At 69.5% G+C, this 20343-nt stretch carries 15 protein-coding genes; 7 read left to right on the forward strand and 8 right to left on the reverse strand.

The window, feature by feature from the left end; all coding sequences use genetic code 11:
- Nucleotides 1-1736: glycosyltransferase family 2 protein (locus tag ABD327_RS00725; RefSeq protein ID WP_344448076.1), on the forward strand; the 1736-nt coding region annotated here is incomplete at its 5' end.
- Nucleotides 1737-1785: 49 nt separating this feature from the next.
- On the opposite strand, the gene ABD327_RS00730 is transcribed toward ABD327_RS00725, so the two are convergent.
- The 6 genes from ABD327_RS00730 to ABD327_RS00755 form a co-directional block, all read right to left on the reverse strand.
- On the reverse strand, nt 1786-2520 hold the full coding sequence (locus ABD327_RS00730; protein ID WP_344448077.1) for an ABC transporter permease: 735 nt from the start codon (nt 2518-2520) through the stop codon (nt 1786-1788).
- Entirely contained in the window at nt 2517-3476 is a 960-nt protein-coding gene (locus ABD327_RS00735; RefSeq protein WP_344448078.1) for an aliphatic sulfonate ABC transporter substrate-binding protein, read from the reverse strand. Before ABD327_RS00735 ends, ABD327_RS00730 begins: the two co-directional genes overlap by 4 nt.
- Nucleotides 3473-4255: an ABC transporter ATP-binding protein gene (locus tag ABD327_RS00740; RefSeq protein WP_344448079.1), complete on the reverse strand. Its 783-nt coding sequence runs from the start codon at nt 4253-4255 to the stop codon at nt 3473-3475. The genes ABD327_RS00735 and ABD327_RS00740 overlap by 4 nt, the downstream gene beginning before the upstream one ends.
- A gap of 158 nt (nt 4256-4413) precedes the next feature.
- Nucleotides 4414-5565: an RNA-guided endonuclease InsQ/TnpB family protein gene (locus tag ABD327_RS00745; RefSeq protein WP_344448080.1), complete on the reverse strand. Its 1152-nt coding sequence runs from the start codon at nt 5563-5565 to the stop codon at nt 4414-4416.
- Between the two features lie 221 nt (nt 5566-5786).
- Nucleotides 5787-6788: a glycoside hydrolase family 113 gene (locus tag ABD327_RS00750; protein ID WP_344448081.1), complete on the reverse strand. Its 1002-nt coding sequence runs from the start codon at nt 6786-6788 to the stop codon at nt 5787-5789.
- Nucleotides 6785-8611 carry a DUF2334 domain-containing protein gene (locus tag ABD327_RS00755; protein ID WP_344448082.1) on the reverse strand — a complete coding sequence of 609 codons (1827 nt, stop codon included), beginning with the start codon at nt 8609-8611 and terminating at the stop codon, nt 6785-6787. Before ABD327_RS00755 ends, ABD327_RS00750 begins: the two co-directional genes overlap by 4 nt.
- 300 nt (nt 8612-8911) lie before the next feature.
- Here ABD327_RS00755 and ABD327_RS00760 point away from each other — a divergent pair, with 300 nt between their 5' ends.
- From ABD327_RS00760 to ABD327_RS00775, 4 genes are all read left to right on the forward strand, one after another.
- Nucleotides 8912-9118, forward strand: coding sequence for a hypothetical protein (locus tag ABD327_RS00760; RefSeq protein ID WP_344448083.1), 207 nt, complete (start codon nt 8912-8914; stop codon nt 9116-9118).
- On the forward strand, nt 9115-10338 hold the full coding sequence (locus ABD327_RS00765) for a glycosyltransferase family 2 protein (RefSeq protein WP_344448084.1): 1224 nt from the start codon (nt 9115-9117) through the stop codon (nt 10336-10338). Before ABD327_RS00760 ends, ABD327_RS00765 begins: the two co-directional genes overlap by 4 nt.
- Before the next feature lie 30 nt (nt 10339-10368).
- Entirely contained in the window at nt 10369-11643 is a 1275-nt protein-coding gene (gene wecB / locus ABD327_RS00770; RefSeq protein WP_344448085.1) for a non-hydrolyzing UDP-N-acetylglucosamine 2-epimerase, read from the forward strand.
- Between the two features lie 94 nt (nt 11644-11737).
- Nucleotides 11738-12355, forward strand: a complete 618-nt coding sequence (locus ABD327_RS00775; protein WP_344448086.1) for a 3-keto-alpha-glucoside-1,2-lyase-like domain-containing protein — start codon at nt 11738-11740, stop codon at nt 12353-12355.
- Between the two features lie 45 nt (nt 12356-12400).
- Here ABD327_RS00775 and ABD327_RS00780 read toward each other — a convergent pair whose 3' ends face one another.
- Nucleotides 12401-13426, reverse strand: a complete 1026-nt coding sequence (locus ABD327_RS00780; protein ID WP_344448087.1) for a glycoside hydrolase family 26 protein — start codon at nt 13424-13426, stop codon at nt 12401-12403.
- 14 nt (nt 13427-13440) lie between these two features.
- Entirely contained in the window at nt 13441-16932 is a 3492-nt protein-coding gene (locus ABD327_RS00785; RefSeq protein WP_344448088.1) for a glycosyltransferase family 2 protein, read from the reverse strand.
- Between the two features lie 342 nt (nt 16933-17274).
- On the opposite strand from ABD327_RS00785, the gene pgi reads away from it, so the two are divergent.
- The gene (gene pgi / locus ABD327_RS00790; protein ID WP_344448089.1) at nt 17275-18903 is read left to right on the forward strand and encodes a glucose-6-phosphate isomerase; all 1629 of its coding nucleotides are present in this window, start codon (nt 17275-17277) and stop codon (nt 18901-18903) included.
- The gene (gene zwf, locus ABD327_RS00795; RefSeq protein WP_344448090.1) at nt 18900-20267 is read left to right on the forward strand and encodes a glucose-6-phosphate dehydrogenase; all 1368 of its coding nucleotides are present in this window, start codon (nt 18900-18902) and stop codon (nt 20265-20267) included. The genes pgi and zwf overlap by 4 nt, the downstream gene beginning before the upstream one ends.
- The last annotated feature ends 76 nt before the right edge of the window (nt 20268-20343 follow it).

Below are 20343 nucleotides of genomic sequence, written 5' to 3' on the forward strand. Positions count from 1 at the left end.
CGGCGCCGCGGCCCGGCCCGGCCAGCGCCGTCTCCGACGCGGGTACGCCGGGCCCGCCCGCACGCGGAACCAACCAGACCGTCATCGACCAGGGCGTCCCGCGCCGCCGCGGACGTTCGATGCCGCGCCGCCCTCCGGTCCGCACCGGCCCGCCGCGGCCGCAGGGCCCGATCTCCAAACTGCTCCCCCAGCCCCCGGACGACGAGGAGAAGCACTCCTACGTCGACCGGAAGATGCCGCTCCTGGTGATCGGCTCCTCCATCACCTTCGTCTGCCTGGTGTTCACGCAGTTCCAGCTCGCCCGGTCGAACCCGTGGGTCTGGGGCCTCGTCCCGTTCATGATCTTCACGATCGTGTACTACGCGGCGTCCTACGCGCTGAACTACCTCGGCAAGGGGTTCGACTTCAAGGCGCACCGGCGGCTGGTGGAGACCTGGCGGCCCGCCCGGTACCCGAGCATCGACGTCTTCCTGCCGGTCTGCGGCGAGCAGATCGAGGTGCTGCACAACACGTGGACGCACGTCCAGAAGCTCGCCCGCGCCTACCCCGGCAAGGTCGTGCCGTTCGTCCTGGACGACGGGGACAGCGCCGACCTGCGGGCGATGGCCGCGGACTTCGGGTTCCGCTACGCGGTCCGCCCGAACCGCGGCTGGTTCAAGAAGGCCGGCAACATGCGGTTCGGCTTCGAGAACTCCGGCGGCGACTACATCCTGATCCTCGACGCCGACTTCACGCCCCGGCACGACCTGCTCAACGAGGTCATCCCGCATCTGGAGACCCATCCCGAGCTCGGCATCGTGCAGACCCCGCAGTTCTTCCGGGTCCTCGACGAGCAGACGTGGATCGAGCGGGGCGCCGCGGCGGTGCAGGAGTACTTCTACCGGCTCGTCCAGGTGTCGCGGGACCGCATCGGCGGCGCCATCTGCGTCGGCACCTGCGCGGTCTACCGCCGCGCCGCCCTCGACAGGATCGGCGGCATCACGCTGATCGAGCACTCCGAGGACATCCACACCGGCTTCGACCTGAACAAGCTCGGCTACGAGCTGCGCTACCTGCCGATCGCGCTGGCGACCGGCGTGTGCCCCGACAACATGGGCGCGTTCTTCAGCCAGCAGTACCGCTGGTGCCAGGGCTCGATCGGCCTGCTGACCAGCAAGAAGTTCTGGAAGATGAAGATGCGGCCGGTCTCCAGGGCGGCGTTCCTGTCGGGTCTGCTGTACTACGCGCACACCGCGGTCTTCGTGGTGGTCGGCCCGCTCATGCCGATCCTCATGCTGGCCGTCGACCCGTACATGTTCGAGCTGGAGCGCATGCTCTGGGTCCTGCCCACCGTGATCTTCAGCACGGTGATCTTCCCCCGCTGGCACCGGGTCCCGTACCGCCTTGAAGCGTGGTCGGTCGCCGTCCTCTACAGCTGGACCCACCTGTTCACGTTCTGGGACGTGCTCCGCCGCCGCGAGATGGGCTGGAAGCCCACCGGCGCCGGCAGCGCCAAGAAGAACAAGGTCCGCCGCATGTGGATCGCGCTGCTCGGCTGGAGCCTCCCGACCGCCCTCGTCTGGGTCGGGCTGGCCGTCTACCAGTCGTTCCACCACGCCCCCGAGGACATCGCCCTGGTCCTCGGCCTGGGCCTGCTCAACCTCTTCATCGTGGTGCGCGCCGTGATCCAGCCCAAGCACGACGAGCCCGCGCGCACCCCGCAGGACAAGATCGTCGCGGCGGCCGACGCGGTCTAGCCCGCGCGAGCCGCGCGGAGGGGCACCCGTTCCCGCTCGCCGGGGGCGGTCAGGCGGGGATCCTGCGTTCGAGGAGGCCGAGGGCGGCGTCGGTGGTCTTGCCGAGGAGGGCCAGGAGGACGATCGCCAGGAGGAGGATGTCGGTGCGGCCGGTGTTCTGGCTATCGGTGAGGAGGAAGCCCAGGCCGACGGCCGAGGCGATGAGTTCGGCGGCGACCAGGAAGAGCCAGGCCTGGGCCAGGCCGAGGCGCAGACCGGCGAAGGCGGCGGGCGCGATGCTCGGCAGCAGGATCCGGCCGAGCAGGGCAGGGCCCTGCAGGCCGTAGGCGCGGCCCACCTCGAGGAGGTGGGCGTCGGCGTGGGCGAGGGCGGCCGAGACCGTCGTGTACACGGGGAAGAAGGCGCCGATCGCGATCAGCGTGATCTTGGGGCCTTCGCCGATCCCGAGCCACAGCACCAGCAGGGGGACCCAGGCCAGGGACGGCACGGCGCGCACCGCGGCGATGCTGGGCCCGGCCAGGTCGCGCACGGATCCGACCATGCCGACCAGCGCGCCGAGCACCAGGGCCGCGACGGTGCCGAGGAGGAATCCGATGAGGACCCGCCTGCAGCTGACCACCAGGTGCTGCCAGAGTTCGCCGCGCCGGATCAGCTCCCAGCCCGCCTCGACGAGGTCGGACGGAGGGGGGAGCTGCTCCCGGCCGTACAGGCCAGTCGTCACCGCCACCTGCCACAGGGCGAGCACGCCCAGCGGGACGACCAGGCCCTTGACCGGGAGCCTCATCGTGTATCCGCCTTCTGCGCGAACTGCGGGTCGAAGAGGGTGTCCAGGGCCTTCTTCGCCGCCGCCTCGTCCTTCACCTGGCCTTCGGCGACCAGGACGGGCAGGACCTGCTCCAGGACGGCGCGCTGGGAGGCGCCGGGAACGGGGCTGACCGTGAGGTCCGTGCGCTGCGTCAGCACGACCTTGGCGACTTCGGGCGTGACGCCGGATTCCTTGGCGAGGAGCGCGACGGCCTCGTCCGGGTTCGCGGCGATCCACGCCCGGGCCTTCTCGTAGGCGTTCACCACCTTCTGGGCGAGGTCGGGGTGGTCCTTGATGAAGGACTCCCTGGCGTTCAGGAACCCGTAGGAGGTGAATTCCGTGTTGCGGTAGAACAGCTTGGATCCGGCGGTCAGCTCGGAGGTCGCCATGATCGGGTCGAGTCCCGCCCACGCGGCGACGTCACCGCGCTTCAGGGCAGCCTCGCCGTCGGCGTGCTGCAGGTTGACGACCTCGACGTCCGTTCCGGACAGCCCGTTCGCGCGGAGCGCCTGCAGGAGGAAGAAGTAGGGGTCCGTTCCCTTGGTCGCGGCGACCTTCTTGCCCTTGAGCTGGGCGACGGACGTGATCGGCGAGTCCTTGCCGGTGACCAGGGCGGCCCACTCCGGGTGGCTGTAGATCTCGATCGCCTTGATGGGCGTCCCGTTGGCCCTGGCCTGCAGCGCCGCCGCGCCGGCGGTCGATCCGACGTCGATGGTGCCCGCCCGCAGGTTCTCGTTGGCCTTGTTGCTCCCCGCCGACAGCACCCAGGTGGTCTCGACGCCCTCCTTCTCCAGCCAGCCCTGGTCGCGGATGACGAGGCTCGACGGGTTGTAGTACGCGTAGTCGAGCTTGACCTCGGGCTTGTCGCCCTCCCCGGAGGAGCAGCCGGCGGCCAGGAGGGCGACGGCGGCGAGGGCGGCGGCCATTTTCATCATCGGGATGTTTCCTGTTCTCGCGGGTGGTGGCTGGGCACGCCCAGTTGTTCGAGGAGTTCGGCGCTGAGCGCCGCCAGCGTGGAGTCGCCCCGGTCGCGGGGGCGGAGCTCGTGGATCTCGGTCACCGAGTGGACGACCGCTCCGGAGGGTTCCGTCCGCAGCAGGACGATCCGGTCTGCGAGGTGCAGGGCCTCGCCGACGTCGTGGGTGACCATGACGACGGTGCCGGCGCCGCGCACGTCGTCGAGCAGGTCCTGCATCCGCAGCCGGGTCAGCGCGTCGAGCGCCGCGAAGGGCTCGTCGAGGAGCAGGACGCCGGGGTCGCGCGCCAGCGCCCGGGCCAGCGCCACCCGCTGGGCCATGCCCCCGGACACCTGCCGGGGCCGGTGCCGGTGGAACTCGGCCAGCCCCACCAGGTCGAGCCAGCGCTCGGCGTCCTCGCGTCCACGCCCCTTGGGCAGGCCGAGGGCGACGTTGCCCGCCAGGTCCCGCCACGGCAGCAGCCGGGGCTCCTGGAAGACGATGGCGGTGCGCGGGTCCACGCCCTCGACGTTCCGGCCGTCCAGCAGCACCCGGCCTTCCGAGGGCGTGTCCAGACCGGCGATGAGCCGGAGCAGCGTCGACTTGCCGCAGCCGGACGGGCCGAGCAGCGCGACGATCTCGCCCGGGGCGATCTCCAGGTCGATGGCGTCGAGCACCGTCCGCGGTCCGGTGCCCTCCACTCCCGGGAAGCTCCGGCTGACACCGCGCAGGCTCACCGCCGCGGGGACGACAGGCACCCCACCACCCCATTCCATGTCAATCTGATCTGAAAAGTAGCCTACTTCCGAAGCCGGGGCGAGACACGATTTTCCGATCACCCGATAGAGCAACCCGTCAACTTCTCGGCCTTGAAGGGCCGAGCTTGCAGCTCTTCCCCACACCTGGCCGGTGTGGTTCAGGCCGCGTCGTCGGCAGCGTGACTCACTGCCCAGACCGCAGCACCGCGTTGGGCGATGTTGCGGCCCGCGTTCACGTCGGCGTGCTCAGCGAAGCCGCACGACGTGCAAAGGAAGGTGGACTGATCAGGCCGGTTGCTCCGGCTGACGTGGCCGCAGGCGGAGCAGCCCTGCGAGGTGTGGCGGGGATCCACGAACACCACCGGCACCCCCGCCCGAGCGGCCTTGTAGGAGACGAACGCGCCGAGTTGGGCGAAGGACCAGGAATGCAGGGTGACCCGCTGGGGCTTACGAAGCCGTACCCTGTCACGGATGCCGCCCAGGTCTTCCAGAGCGATACCACGGCAGGTGCGTTGAGCCTCGGTCACGAGCTTCTTGGCGATGCAGTGATTGGTGTCGGCCGCAAAGCGCGCCTCCCGGCCGGAGATCTTGCGCAGCAGCCGCTTGGCCGCCTTGGTGCCCTTCTTCTGCAACCTGCTACGCAGACGCCGGTTGCGGTGCCGGACCTGGTTGAGGTGCCTGCCGACGTACCGGTCGCCGTCGCTGGTGGTGGCGATGTTCACGATGCCCAGATCCACGCCCAGGAAGCCGACCGGATCAAGCGAGTCGGGCTCGGGGACGTCGCAGGTGGCGTACAGGTACCAGTTCCCACCTCGGAGTACCAGGTCGGACTCCCCGCGCCGGTGGGCGGTGAGCATCTTCAGCTGGGACGGCGAGCACTGGAACGCGATGCCCCTCACGCGGCCTCGGACGGTCCAGATCGACACGGTGCGCGCCTCCGGCTGCCAGGACAGGCAGCGGTCGTCGAACGGCTGGGCGGCGTCCTTGCGGAACCGGACCGGCTTGGACTCCGCGGCCTTGCGCCGTTTGGAGCCCTCCCGGCCGTAGTTCCCGGCCTTCAGGTTCGCCTTCAAGGCGGCGTAGGCGTCGGCGGTCTTGCGGACGGCGTGGAGGGCGGGCTGGGCGGACAGGCCCATCGCCTTCACCTCGCCGTACACCAGCCGCTGGAGCGGCTGCCTGCCCTTGACGCCGGTCTCGAACGCGCGGCGGGAGGCGTGGTCGGCGGCCCGGTTGCAGGCGTGCAGCGTCTCCCGGAGAGCCACCTGCGCGGCTTCGTCGGTGAGGAGCTTCACCTGCACCACGAGCTTCACACGCACAACATAGCGATTCTTCGCTGATAGCGAGAGAATTTCCCGATCCCAGCATGCACAAAAGGGGCGAAGTACTACCTACGACCTGCATGTTCGTTTCGTCTCGCCCGGCTCAGCGGAGAACTCCGGGAGTTCAACGGCGAAAGGGCCGGGATTCCTTGCTAGATCTTGTTGAACCTCGACCGCCGCTTCGACGGTGCGGTCGCAGGAGATCGCGCGACTCAGCGCGTGAAGTGGTCGCGCACGACCTTCTCGGCCGGTTTGCCGTGCGGTGAGTAGGCGAGGGAGCGCGGAACGGCCTCGCTGCCCGGCCAGTCGTCCCACATCCAGAACATGACGCCCGCCCACCACGCCTTCGTGCCGAAGACGGCGAGCAGTGCCTCGTATGCGGCGGCCTGCTCCCGGTCGTCGCGGGTCCTGGAGACCGTCCAGGAGTACGGCTCGGTGACGGTGCCGCGCTGGCTGGTGTAGCCGGCCTCGGTGAAGAGGATCTTCTTGCCTTGTTCGGCCGACAGCGCCGCCAGCTCTTCGGCGTACGGGGTCCACGCGTTCTTCAGGGCGGCGACCGAGCGGGTCGGACGGGATGCCAGCGGCCAGTAGGCGTCGATCCCGATGAGGTCGACCTTGTCCCAGAAGGCCACGTTCCCGTGGCCGTCGTAGTTCGCCGCGTAGACGAGCTCGCCCTTGAAGTCGGCTCGGACCCGGGCGATGACCTTCAGCCACTCGGCGCGGTGGCCGCTGACGCCGGCCAGCTCCGTGCCGACGGCGAGCTGCTCGACCCCGGCCGACGCGGCGAGTTCCGCGTAGTGGCCGATGAACGCCTGATAGGACGCGAACCACTCCGCCCGGTCCCGCGGGCGGATCTCGGCTCTGTCCTGGTCGTCCGGCAGGTCGACGTGCGGTTTCAGCAGGACCTTCAGCCCGTGCTTCCCGGCCAGCGCGATGACGTCGCGCAGCGACTCGTCGGAGGCGCTCTCCGCGGTGCGGTGGATCGTCGAGGCCCGTGCCGTCCTCTGGTACCAGGTCGGGGTGAGCTGGATCCAGCCCGCGCCCGTCGCGGCCAGGGACTCGACGTAGGCCGGGGCCTCCTTCGAGGAGTAGTCCGACACCGTCCAGGCGGGGAGCGCGAACCCGTACCGGCGCGGCGTCTCGGCGGGGTGCGGCGGAACGCAGGCGGCGGCCCCCGCGAGGAGGACCGCCGCCGTCAACGCTCGGTGGGTCACGGAATGACCGTCGCCGGATCGACGAAGGTGTAGCCCAGTCCCTTGATTCCCTGCACCGTCTGCTGGAGCGGCGTCACCGGGAAGTACGGGTGGTAGAAGAACGAGGCGAAGCCGTCGCGGACGGCCAGGTTGTACTGCGCCGCCTTGACGATGTCGGCCGGGAAGCGCGGCGGGTGGTTGTTGTACGCCTCGGGCTCGTAGTTGCCGAGGTTCTCGGGCAGCACCTTGCCGCCGGTCACGTCCGTCACCGGGTACGGGAAGAACTGGCCGATGAGCCTGGTGTAGTCGAGGGCGCCGCCGGACAGCGTCCCGGCCGGGTAGATGCGCCGCTCCAGCGCCGCCGAGAAGACGTTCTTGATGGCCGTGTAGTCGGCGATCGACGCGGCGTAGTGCGGGGTCGTCCAGATCGTCGGGGTGGGCAGGCCGCGCGGGGCGTACTCCTGCCTGCCGGTGTTGATCCGGCTGGTCGCCCAGGTGACGGAGTCCCCGACGACCGGACCGTCCAGGATGACGCTGTCGTTGGCGTCCACGTGTGCCCGGTAGAACTCGAAGTCGTCGCCGGTGACCCCGTTGTACGGGTTGGCCGCGCTGCCGTTCTGGTGGGTGTAGCCGTGCTGGATGAGGCGTCCGCCGTTGGCGAGCATGTAGTTCAGCACGGTGAGCAGCGCGGGCCGGTCCTGGAGCCGGACGGTCTCCGCCACACCGTTGTTGTAGGTGCCGTTCGGGTCCTCGTAGCGCGGGACGACCTGGAAGGCGTACGGGATGTCCTCCTGCGCGAGGTACTCGGCGATGTCCTGGAGCTCGTCGGGCTCGCTGTTGGGGCTGATGTCCTCCAGCCGCAGGATCGCCCGGTGCCGGGTCGCGGTGCCGGGGGCCAACGCGTCGAACAGCAGGTCGTGCCAGGCGATGATGCGGTCGGTCTCGTTGACGTAGGCGTAGGGGATCTCGCCGAGGTAGGTCAGGTTGGACGAGCGGACCGCCCACGGGTAGGGGGTCTCGGGAGTGGTGGCCGGGTCCTGGCCGGTGGCCAGCTGGGTGACCAGCGGGGCGTTGGTGACGTAGGGCCTGATCACGCCGCTGTCTCCCGCCGTCGGGACGGTCCGGGTGAGCGGCTGGCCCTTGTAGTCGACGCGCGCGGTGCCGACCCCGCCGAAGAAGGAGTTCGTGGCGTCCCAGCCGTACTTGGTGCTGAACGTCGATGCGCCGATCTTGTTGGCGAGGTTCCAGATGTTCATCCCGATCCAGACGACGGGCTTCGCCGTGGTGGAGACGTCGCTGTAGAAGGCGTCGGGGATCTCGTCGGGGATCGCGCCGCCGTAGTACGTCGAGCCGATGTAGATCGTCGAGGTGTGGTCCTCGGTCTCGCCCGCGACGTAGTCCTGCACCGGCTTGGCGGTGACGGTCCCGAAGTGGCCGGCGAGGTTGGCGGTGGTGACGGCGTAGAGCTCGCCGAGGAATCCGTAGGGGCCCGCGTCGTCGTAGAGCACGAGGGCCGACGGCGCCGGGTCGGCCGCGGCGGCGCGGCTGACGTTGACCACTTTCGGCCCGAAGACCGACGGCGACCGGAGCGCCACCCGGTTCGCGATCTTCTTTCGCACCTTCTCGGGGAGCGGTTTGACCGTGTTATGCGGTTTCTTCCGACGCGTCCGCTCCTGCTGCCGGATCCGGCCGGACAGCTCGTTCAACACGGCACTGCGCTCGCCGGCGGCCGGGATCGCGAACCCCGCGGGCACCGGGGTCGGCCTCGCGTGGGCGCCCCCGCCCGGTACGGCGAGGAGCGCGCCGAACATCGTGACGACGACCAGCGCATGTTTTGTGCGCATAGCTCTGGATTTCCCTCCGATTGTCCTTATCGGCAGCCCCGCCCTCCCCCGAGAGGCGATCGGGCAGCCGGTATGGACGTTGACCAAAGCACATCACACGCTTTGCCGGAAGGTTACCGGAAGCCACAAATCTGAATAGTCCGCTGATTTTTATGACTCTCCTAGGCAAAGGATAACGATCAAGATATTGTTCCTCCGTAACGTGATCGTCAAGGGGCCGCTCGGTCGGAGGTGCGGCCCTTCCGGCGACCAGGGGCGCGCAAGGTCCGGAATACGGACACTTGATCTACGGGGACCGAAATGTATGCGAAGCTGCCATTCGGCACGCTCTTTGTCCTGCTCGGGGTGGCCTCGATGCCGGACGCCTCGCCTCCCGTCCAGGTGGCGAGAATCCTGCTGGCACTCGCGGGGGCGGGTTTCGGACTTTATTTGATCTTCTCGCTGGGCGTCCTCATCGCCCGGTTCCGGCTACGCGACCTGGAATCCAGGGAACGGCGCGCACTGTGATCATCGCCGTCGGCGTCGGGCTCAGCCTGGCCATGATCGCCATGGCGATCGGCTACAACGGCGGCATGTTCCTGCTATCAAGGCATGCATACAAACAAAAAAACGACCAAGTCGGACGTTCGCGTTTTTATGTCTTCCTCGTGGCCTGCCTGAACGAGGAAAAAGTCATCAGGGCGAGCCTGGACCGCCTTTCCGACGTGCCCGGCGACACCCTCGTCCTCGTCATCGACGACGCCTCCGACGACGGAACGGCGGAGATCGTCCGAGAGGCGGGCGGCGACGTCCGGCTGTACCGGCGTGCCTTCCCGGAGGCGCGCAAGGGCAAGGGAGCCGCCCTCAACGCGGGCCTGGCGCACCTGCGCGCCTGCGGCCTGCTCGACGGACACGACGCCGACGACGTGATCATCTGCGTCGTCGACGCGGACGGCAGGCTCGACCGGCACGCCGTCCTGGAGGTCGACCCGTACTTCGGCGACCCCCGGGTCGGCGCGGTCCAGATCGGCGTCCGCATGTACAACCGCGGCCTGGGCCTGCTGGCCCGGCTCCAGGACATGGAATTCGTCGTCTACGGCGAGATCTTCCAGAACGCGCGCCGCCACCTGGGCAGCGTGGGGATGGGCGGCAACGGGCAGTTCATGCGGCTGTCGGCGCTGGAGTCGCTTCCCGAAGACCCCTGGAGCGACTGCCTCACCGAGGACCTCGACCTCGGCGTCCGGCTCATCGCCGCGGGCTGGACCAACGCCTTCTGCGGCTCGGCGGCCGTCTCCCAGCAGGCGGTCCTCACCCTGGGCCGGCTGGTGCGCCAGCGCTCCCGCTGGTTCCAGGGCCACATGCAGGCGGCCCGCAAGCTCTACCCGCTGATCCTGCGCGAGATCGACGGCCGGGCCGCGGCCGACCTGCTCTACCACCTGTCGAGCCCGGTGCTGCTGCTGCTCACGTCGCTGCTGCCGGTCGGCTTCGTCATCGCGTTCGCCGACTCCGTGTGGCGGGGCGCGCTCGGCCCTCTGTGGTTCGCCTGGTTCTACGCGGTCACCTTCGGGATCGCGAACGTCTACGGCCACGTCTACCGGCAGCGCGAGAAAGCGGTGGGGCGGCTGCGCGCCCTCCTCATCGGGCACGTCTACATCCTGTACGGCTACATCTGGTTCCTCTCCGGCTGGTGGGCGCTGTGGCGCTACATGTCCGGCGAACAAGGCTGGCTCAAGACCGCCCGGACCTGACCCCCCCCCACCCCCACGCCAGGAGCACGCATGCCCCCCTTCCCGGAGCCGATCCATGCCATGATCGTCCTCGGCACGCGTCCGGAGGCCATCAAACTCGCCCCGGTCGCGCGCGCCATGGCCGAAGACCCCCGGTTCGAGCCCGTCGTCGTCAGCACCGGCCAGCACCGCGAGATGCTCGAGCAGATGCTGCACCTGCTCGAGGTGAAGATCACCACGGACCTCGCCGTGATGCGCGAGCGGCAGGACCTCGCCGGGCTGACCGGACGGCTCGTGGACGGGCTCGGCCGCACCATCTCCGAGGCCCGGCCCGACCTCGTCGTCGTCCAGGGCGACACCACCACCGCGATGTGCGGAGCGCTCGCCGCCAGCTACCAGAAGGTCCCGGTCGCGCACGTCGAGGCGGGCCTGCGGACCGGCGACCTCGGCAACCCGTTCCCCGAGGAGATCAACCGGCAGCTCATCGGCAGGATCTCGCGCTGGCACTTCGCGCCCACCGAACGGTCGGCGGGACACCTGCGCCACGAGGGCGTCCCGGACGAGCGGATCGAGGTGACGGGCAACACCGTCATCGACAACCTGTTCTGGATGCTCGCACGCGGCCAGGGGGTCCCGGCGTTCCGGACCGGCGGTACCGATCCGGGGGACGACCCCCGGACCCCCGAAGGCCGGGCCGGCCGATCCTCGCTGCGCTCCGGCGGTACCGATCCGGGGGACGACCCCCGGACCCCCGAAGGCCGGGCCGGCCGATCCTCGCTGCGCTCCGGTCGTCCGTCCCGGATCCTCGTGACGCTGCACCGGCGCGAGAGCCAGGGCGAGGAGATGACCGCGATGGCCCGCTCGCTGCGCAGGCTCGCCGACCGCGGCGACTGCGAACTGCTGCTGCCGCTGCACAAGAGCCCGGCCGTCCGCGAGTCCCTGCTGCCGATCCTGGACGGCCACAGCCGGGTGACGATCGTCGAACCGCTCGGGTACGCAGACTTCGCCGCGACGCTCGCCGAATGCGATCTGGTGCTCACCGATTCGGGCGGGGTGCAGGAGGAGGCGCCCAGCCTGGGCAAACCCGTCCTCGTGCTGCGGGCCACGACGGAGCGCCCGGAGGCCGTCGAGGCGGGCGCCGCCAAGCTCATCGGCACCGACGCCGCCGTCCTCTACGATGAGGCGACCCGACTGCTCGACGACCACGACCTGTACGCCGGGATGGCCAACGTGGTGAACCCGTTCGGCGACGGAAGAGCCGCCGAACGCATCATCGCCTCGCTGACCCGCGACCACGGCGCCCTGCCCGCGGGGGTGCTGAACTGACCCGATCATCGACCGGACAGGCCCCCCTTTGAGCATCCCCGAAGGCCCCCGTCACCGGCGTGCGAGGCGCCGGCGCTGGCCTTTCCTCCTGGGGGTGCTGCTGATCCCGGTGGTGCTGCTGCAGCAGTTCACCCGCGACGACGGCCCGCGAGGGGCGTTCACGCGCTGGACGGACGGCACCGTGCACGGCCCGTGGCGGTCGGTCTTCGACGGCCACGGGCTCAACGGCATCCGTGACGGAGTCATAAGCATGCGGCCGATGCCGCCGACGCGGCCCGATGAGACCCACGCAGGACTCATCGTCTCGGCCGCGAGCCACACCGGCCTCGACTTCCGGCTGGAGACCCGGACGACCGAGGCGCTGCGCAAGCCGCGGGGCAACCCGTGGGAGGTGTCCTGGGTCGTCTGGGCCTACACCGACCCCGAGCACTTCTACTACCTGGCGCTGAAGCCGAACGGCTGGGAGCTGGGCAAACGCGACCCGGCCTACCCGGGAGGGCAGCGGTTCCTCGCGACCGGCCACCGCGCCTTCCCCCTGGGCGAGTGGTACTCGGTGAAGATCGAGCAGCGGGACGCCACCCTGAAGGTCCACGCCGAGGGCGACGAGCTGACCGCCTTCACCGACCGGGAGCGCCCCTACCCGTCCGGTTCGGTCGGCATGTACACCGAGGACGCGGCCGTGGAGTTCCGCGACATCGAGATCGGCGGCTGAGGTCCGCGGCCCCTCCGCCTCACCGGAGGAGCGGCGCCGCCGCGGTCAGGGCCTCCTCGGGTCGAAGCCGAAGACCTTCCGCGAGGCCGCCTCACGGAAGGCGGTGAGGGACGCCGCACTCGACTCGACCCGCCAGTCGCGTTCCTTGTCGTAGTTGAACCAGACGATGCCCACGATGCTCTTGCGGCTCGCGACCTCGGCGAAGAGCTCGGCGATGTGGGCCGGTTTCTCGGGAGCCTCGGGAACCGCGGTCTCCGCCAGGATCACGGGTTTCGCCGTGAGCTTCCTGACCTGCTCGAAGGTCGGGGTGAAGAGATCGTCGAACGTGCTCCGCCCACCCGACCAGACGTAGTAGCCGATCGGCGCGACCCAGTCCACGAAGGAGTCCCCCGGCCAGTAGGAGGCCATGGGTTTCATCCGGGGGACCTCCAGGTCGATGTTCGGGCTCCAGACCCAGATGACGTTCGTCGCTCCCAGCCGGTTGAACACGGTGTGCACGTGGCGGAACGCGGCGACGTAGTCCTCGGCGGCCTCCTTGTTCCAGGGGAACCACCAGCCGTTCATCTCGTGCGCGAAGACGAGCGCGGTGGGGATGTCGGTCGCCGCCAGAGCCGACGCGTACTCGATGAGGTACTCGTCGTGCCTGCCCGCGGCGATGTCGGCGAGCTTGGCCTTGTAGGGCTCCCACGAGATCATCGGGACGGCGCCGGCCTTCCACGCGTTCTCCAGGCGGTCGCGTTCGAGCCGGTCGCCGAAGGCCGAGTAGAAGCCGAGGATGTTCGCCTTCTTGCCGACCGCCTTGTTCCATTCGGCGATCGGCCCGGTGGTCTTGGGAACGTCCGGCAGCCACGCGCCGAGGTACTTCCGGCGGGGCTTGACCAGCTGCGAGACGTCGAACCTGCCCTCGGCGCGCCCGGCGGTGGCCTCGGTGTCGTAGGTGACGGAGTACCCGGCCCGCGCGTCCATGGGAACGGGACGCCGGTAGGTGGCGAGCCGGGCGTCGGAGCAGCCCGCCAGCACGGCCATGGCGAGGAGGCAGGCGGCGGCGCGCCGGCGGGAAAGGGATCTCATGGCGAAGCCGAACCTCAGGATGCCGGGTCGCGGGTCCAGAGCTCGTACGCCCCGACCCCGGAGAAGAGTTGGAAGGGGATCATCCGCTCCATGCGGTAGCGGCCCCCGTAGACGAGCGCGCTGCGGATGGCGCGGATGTTCGGGCTCTCGTCGGCGGTGCCGGCGCTGAGCACGATGACCTCGAAGTGGCCGTCGGCGATGGCCGCCTCGTAGGCGTCGGGGCCTTCGAGGTACTCGCCCTTCTCGGTGGTGTAGTCGAGGAAGCTCTCGCCGCGGAACGTTCCCGGGGTCGTCACGTCCCGCAGGTAGTACGACGGGATCTCGAAGCCCTGCACCAGGTACGGGCCGCCGTCCTTGGACACGTGCTTCCGCAGCTCGGCGACCATGACGCCGGAGTCGGGCCAGCCGTGGAAGCGGACGTTCGCCTGGGCCATGCCGAGGACGAGGCTGACGGAGACCACCGCGATGCCGAACTGCAGGTATCTGAAGTGGTTGCCCATCAGCCGGGTGACGCCCACGCCGGCGATCACGGAGGTGAACAGCAGCCCGTAGCCGACGTGCTTGGCGAGCGACGTGTTCGTCTGCAGGTGGATCTGGTAGGCGGGCGCGAGGAAGGCGGTCCCGACCAGGGTGGTGACGAGGAGGATCCGCCAGCCGCGTCCGGGCACGGGGTTCGCGACGCCGACGGGCACCTCGCCCATGCCGGCCTTGCGGACGTACAGGACGGAGCCGGTGATGCCCATGACCAGCACGACGCCGGACCACTCGAGCGAGTTCATCGCGAGGTAGCCGAAGCCGTCGGTGCCGTGATCCCGTTCGGTGGTCGTCTGCTGGAGGGCGGCGAGCACACCGGTGGCGACGAGCACCAGGTACGACAGCGCCGCGGAGCCCAGCCCGATGGCGCCGGTGCGGACGACCCCCCACTTGGCGCCGTGGGTGCGTGCGGCCACCAGGCCGCCCAGCACCGCGATGGTCGGGATGTAGAGGGCCGAGGCGTACTTGACCCCGGTCGCCAGAGCGAGGACCGGAACGGCCGTGAGCGCCAGCCACATGCCGGAGCGGCCCGCGTAGACGACGATCCAGGCGGCGATCGCGAGCAGGAAGAGCGCGGGGCCGTCGTAGGTGGCGAAGTTCCCCAGGAACTGGGTCGACTGCAGGGTCGCGAACAGCGCCGCCGCGCACAGGCCGACGCGCTCGTTGAACATCCGCCGGCTGATCGAGTACAGCAGGGCGGTGGTGCCGAGCATGCACGCGAGGCTGCCGATCCTGACGAGCGCCAGCCCGCCGAGGTCGTCGAGGACGGCCGCCGCCACCGGGTACAGCTGCGGGGCGCCCGAGAAGTACTCCGCGAATCCGAACTGGTCGAGCGACGTCCCGTTCCGCAGGTGGTCGAGGACGAGGTGGCCGGCCCAGACGTAGAGCGCCTCGTCCTGGTGGGCGGTGTTCCTGAGCCGGAGGGAGAGGATCGCCTGGCCGAACAGGACGGCCGACAGCATGATCCGCCCGAGCCACAGGCGCCGCCCGCCGGTGTGGGCGAGCCAGCCCATGGCAGGGGTGCGGGGGATCGCGTAGCGCCTCCGGCCGTCCATGATCGCCGGGGTTCCGTCCTCGGCGGGGGGCTTGGGCTGGATGAGGATGCGCGCCACGATCACGAGGCTGAACATCCCGCTGACCAAGACCAGGGTGAAGTCCGGCGGGTAGAGGGTCAGCGTCCGCCAGAACGCGGCGCCCACCCACAGCAGCGAGGTGCCCATGCCCCAGCCCCACACGCCGATCCAGAAGCGGCGGTGCCTGCTCTTCTTCGCGCCGCCCGAGCCGGTCGGCTGCCAGCCCATGGGGCGGCCGCGCAGCAGGTCGTAGATCGCGAAGACGTGCGCCCAGCTGTACATCAGCCGGATCGACCACGACTCCAGCCGGAACGGCGACCGGTGCCAGAGCGGGAAGATCAGCATCGTGTAGACGAGGCTGGGGAGAATCCAGACGAGGTTCTCGATCCGCACCAGATCCGGCAGGAACAGCAGGAGCGTGAGCGGGATCAGCGGTGAGACGAAGACGAAGACCGCGGTGTGGATGTAGTACAGGAAGCCGGAGCAGTAGGACAGCCGGCTCACGAACCGCATCTTCGTCGACCAGAACTTCTTGCTGCTCAGCAGGCTCATCGAGCCCATGCACCAGCGGTACTGCTGGTTGAAGAACGCTCCGGTGCTGTCCGGGCACTGGCCGGCCGACAGCGCGACCGGCACATACTTCAGGCCCCACCCGAGCTTGCGCAGGTCGAAGCCGGTGTGGACGTCCTCGGAGTGCCCGATGAGGGTGGTGCCGCCGTTCTCGGCGAGCGCGGCACGCCGGTAGAGCGCGCAGGTGCCCACGCAGATCGAGCCGTCGACGCTCTGCCGCGACACCTGCACGGAGCGGTAGAACAGCTCCTGGACGGCGCCGGCGCCGCGTTCGATCCAGTTCTGCTCGTCGAGCACCCGGAAGTACTGCGGGGACTGGACGATGCCGAGCTTCGGGTCGGCGTCCATGTGCGGGATGAGCTCTTCGAGCATGTCGGAGCGGGGGGCGAAGTCCGCGTCGAGGATGAGGATGAAGTCGCCGCTCGAGCGCCGGAAGCCGTACTGCATGTTGCCGGCCTTCTTGAACCAGCCCCGGTTCGGCCGGACCTCGTAACGGAACTGGAAGTCCCGGGCGAGCTCCCTGATCTCGGCGCTGTCGGAGTCGTCCAGCACGTAGGGGACGACCTTGCCGGGGTAGCGGATCGCCAGCTCCCGCACGTGGGTCCAGGTGTTGTGCAGGACGTCGAGGGGTTCGCCGCAGACCGGCAGGAAGATGTCGACGCTGGGATAGCGCCTGGGCCGCCACGACTCGACGAGCCGCTTGTGGCCCTCCAGGTCGAAGTCCCTGGTGAAGAGGTTGATCCGCAGCGAGACCAGGTAGTAGAGCACCGTGAAGATCAGGAACGGCACGAAGATCAGGGCCAGGGCGCTCGACTGCGTGAACTTGACCTGGCTCACCGTCAGGCCGGCGAAGCTGATCAGGGAGAACAGGTTCAGCAGCCACATCCGGCGGACGACGTAGGAGTACTTCTCCTCGTCGTCGGGCGGACGCGGCAGGAGCTTGGAGACCGGTCCGGTGTGCTTCGGCGGAGGCGGCAGGGGCATCCGGCGGGCCCGGTTGCGCCGGACGAGGTCACGCCGGGTCTGGAGGGTCTCCGAGGACAGCGTTCTCATCGTCGAGAAGGCGCCGTCGACGAGCGTCTCGGTGGCGGAGGGCGATCCGGGGCGGGCACCGCGCGGGTCGTCCATGATCGTCTTGTTCGGGCCCTGGTCCGGCATGCCGACACGCTGCGGCGGCGTGGGCCGTCCGCGGCGGGGACGTCGAGGCGGAGCCTGCGGCGGGCGGCCTCGCCGCAGGATGGCGGGCGGGGGAGGATCCTGCAGATCGGCCCACCAGTCGTAGTCGGACACGTCCCATGATGGTCGGGCCGGGTCGTTCCCCTCGGTCACTGTCACGCTCCCCCGCGCACGTCTCGGGACTGGCCGGGCACCCGCCCCCTCGGGAACCCCTGGTTGAAACTACAACCTCCCGGACTATCGGCGCACAGGACACCTTACGCGATTGTGTTATCTATTCACATGATTTAGCAGATGTGAGCAGTTAATGATCTTCTTTGGGCAAGTGAGCGAAGTTCAATCCAGATCAGGAGTTTCGACACCGCCCGCGAACGCGCCCGTGGCTCATGATGGCCTGGTTTCCGAAGATGACCCGCGGTCCGGGCGGGTAAGAGATCATGACGGATATATCGGCGAAACGGCTCCTACGCGACGTAGCAGGTATGAGGGGAAGCCATGGACGACATCACCCTGAGCAAGGAATGGGCGGGGTTGCGGGAGCACCACCGGGAGATCGAGGGGAGGACGCTGCGGGAGCTGTTCGACGAGGACCCCGGACGGGCGGAACGGATGAGCGTGACCGCGGGGGACCTGTTCCTCGACTACTCCAAGCACCGGGCCACCGGCGAGACCCTCGGGCTGCTGGTGGAACTGGCCGAGCGGGCCGGGCTGCGGGACGCAGTCGACCGGATGTTCCGCGGTGACCACATCAACGTCAGCGAGGACCGGGCGGTCCTGCACACGGCGCTGCGGCTGCCGGCCGGCGCCGTGCTGGAGGTCGACGGGCAGGACGTGGCGGGCGACGTCCACGCCGTCCTGGACCGGATGAGCGCGTTCGCCGAACGCGTCCGGTCCAAGGAGTGGCGGGGCGCGACCGGCGAACCCATCGCCACCGTCGTCAACATCGGGATCGGGGGGTCCGACCTGGGACCGGCCATGGCGTACGAGGCGCTGGCCGACTACGCGGACGCCGGCATCGAGGCCCGGTTCGTCTCGAACATCGACCCGGCCGACCTCGAAGGCAAGCTGCGCGGCCTCGATCCGGCCACCACGCTGTTCGTCGTCAGCTCCAAGACGTTCACCACGATCGAGACGCTCACCAACGCCCGCGTCGCCCGGAAGTGGCTGGTCGACGCGCTGGGAGAGGACGCCGTCGGCAAGCACTTCGTCGCCGTCTCCACCAACGCCGAGAAGGTCGCCGAGTTCGGCATCGACACCGCGAACATGTTCGGCTTCTGGGACTGGGTAGGCGGGCGGTACTCCTTCGACGGCGCCATCGGGCTGTCCCTGACGGTCGCCATCGGGCCGGAGCGGTTCCGGGAGATGCTGGACGGATTCCACACGATCGACGAACACTTCCGCACCGCGCCTTTCGAGAAGAACATGCCGGTCCTGATGGGCCTGCTCGGCGTCTGGTACACCGACTTCTTCGGCGCGCAGACGCGGGCCGTACTGCCCTACGCCCAGCGGCTGCACCGGTTCCCCGCCTACCTGCAGCAGCTCACGATGGAGTCCAACGGCAAGTCGGTGAAGGCCGACGGGACGCCGGTCGACTGCGACACCGGCGAGATCTTCTGGGGCGAGCCGGGCACCAACGGGCAGCACGCCTTCTACCAGCTGCTGCACCAGGGCACCCGGCTGGTCCCCGCGGACTTCATCGGCTTCGCCGAGCCCTTCGCGGACCCGGCCGGCATGCACGACATCCTCACCGCCAACCTGCTGGCCCAGACCTCGGCGCTGGCCTTCGGGAAGACCGCCGAGGAGATCGCGGCCGAGGGCACACCGCCCGAACTGGTCCCCCACAAGGTGATGCCGGGCAACCGGCCCTCCTCGACGATCCTCGCGCCGAAGCTCACCCCGCGCGTCCTGGGCGAACTCGTCGCGCTGTACGAGCACCTCGTGTTCGTCGAGGGGACGGTCTGGGGCATCAACCCCTTCGACCAGTGGGGCGTCGAGCTCGGCAAGAAGCTGGCGCTCGGCCTGCAGCCCGCCCTCACGTCCGAGGAACCACCGGAGGACTTCGCGGATCCCTCGACCGAGAACCTGGTCCGCCGCTACCGCCGGCTGAGGGGAAGGCGGGCATGAGCCGGCGGAGAGCGGACGCGCTCGTCCTGTTCGGCATCACCGGGAACCTCGCCTACAAGATGCTGCTGCCCGCCCTCTACCACCTCACCGCCGCCGGGGTGCTCGACCTCCCGATCGTGGGCGTCGCCAAGACCGACCTCGACCTGGCCGGCCTGCGGGAACGGGCCCGGGAGGCCTGCGGTGACCAGCTCGACGAGGCGGCGTTCGCGAAGTTCACCGGGAACCTGAGGCTCATCGCCGGCGACTACGGGGACGCGTCCACCTTCGAGGCGATCCGCGCGGAGACGGAAGGAGCGGAGTTCCTCACCCACTACATGGCGATCCCGCCGTCGCTGTTCGCGACCGTCGCCGAAGGCCTGGCCGGCGCCGGGCTCCACCACGACGCCCGGCTCGTGGTGGAGAAGCCGTTCGGCCACGACACGGCCTCGGCGCAGGCCCTCAACGCCGAACTGCTCCGGTACTTCGACGAGGACCACATCCGCCGCGTCGACCACTTCCTCGGCAAGGAGCCGATCGAGGACCTCCTGGTGTTCCGGTTCGGGAACATGTTCCTGGAGCCGATCTGGAACCGCCACTACGTGCGCAACGTGCAGATCACCATGGCCGAGGACTTCGACGTCGCCGACCGCGGCTCGTTCTACGACGCCAACGGCACCGTCCGCGACGTGGTGCAGAACCACCTCCTGCAGATCCTGGCCATCCTCGCCATGGACTCCCCTCCCTCGTCCGACGCCAGGGCGTTCATCGACGAGAAGTGGCGCGTCCTGCGGGCGGTGCGGTCCATCGACCCCGACGAGACCGTCTTCGGGCAGTACTCCGGGTACCTCGACACCGAAGGCGTACGGCCCGGCTCGACCACCGAGACCTACGTCGCGACGCGCCTGCACATCGACAACTGGCGCTGGGCGGGCGTCCCCTTCTACATCCGTTCCGGGAAGGCGCTCCCCGAGACCGACCTGGAAGTCGTCGCCGAGCTCGCCACCCCGCCGGTCGCCCTCTTCGACGGCGACCTCCAGCCGAACCTGCTCAGGTTCCGGCTCCAGCCCGACGCGGGCATCACCCTGGACGTCCTCGCCAAGGAACCCGGCCGCGACACCACCCGGCGCGTCCCCCTCCACGTCGACTTCACCAAGGCCCTCGGCCCCATGGAGGCGGCCTACCAGCGCATCCTCGCCGACGCCGTGAGCGGTGACCCGCGCCGCTTCGTCCGCTTCGACCTGGCCGAGGAGTCCTGGCGCGTCGTCCAGCCCCTCCTCGACCGGACCATCCCGCCCCTCCCCTACGAGAAGGGCACCTGGGGCCCGGAAGCCGCCGCCCGCCTCGTCCCCGGCGGCTGGCACCCCATCTCCACCACCTTCGACTGACCGAACGCCCGTCTCCAGAGGAGAGGCGGGAAAGTTCGCCGTCCGCGCCGGGCCGCGCTCAGGGGAAGCGTAGGTT

It is taken from the genome of Actinocorallia aurantiaca (assembly GCF_039533685.1).
GTDB classification, from domain to species: domain Bacteria; phylum Actinomycetota; class Actinomycetes; order Streptosporangiales; family Streptosporangiaceae; genus Actinocorallia; species Actinocorallia aurantiaca.

Coding starts and splice junctions, on each gene's coding strand:
- ABD327_RS00755 (WP_344448082.1), bottom strand. CDS start 8,611: ATGCGCACAAAACATGCGCTGGTCGTCGTCACGATGTTCGGCGCGCTC.
- ABD327_RS00760 (WP_344448083.1), top strand. CDS start 8,912: ATGTATGCGAAGCTGCCATTCGGCACGCTCTTTGTCCTGCTCGGGGTG.
- pgi (WP_344448089.1), top strand. CDS start 17,275: ATGGACGACATCACCCTGAGCAAGGAATGGGCGGGGTTGCGGGAGCAC.
- zwf (WP_344448090.1), top strand. CDS start 18,900: ATGAGCCGGCGGAGAGCGGACGCGCTCGTCCTGTTCGGCATCACCGGG.
- ABD327_RS00780 (WP_344448087.1), bottom strand. CDS start 13,426: ATGAGATCCCTTTCCCGCCGGCGCGCCGCCGCCTGCCTCCTCGCCATG.
- wecB (WP_344448085.1), top strand. CDS start 10,369: ATGCCCCCCTTCCCGGAGCCGATCCATGCCATGATCGTCCTCGGCACG.
- ABD327_RS00735 (WP_344448078.1), bottom strand. CDS start 3,476: ATGATGAAAATGGCCGCCGCCCTCGCCGCCGTCGCCCTCCTGGCCGCC.
- ABD327_RS00730 (WP_344448077.1), bottom strand. CDS start 2,520: ATGAGGCTCCCGGTCAAGGGCCTGGTCGTCCCGCTGGGCGTGCTCGCC.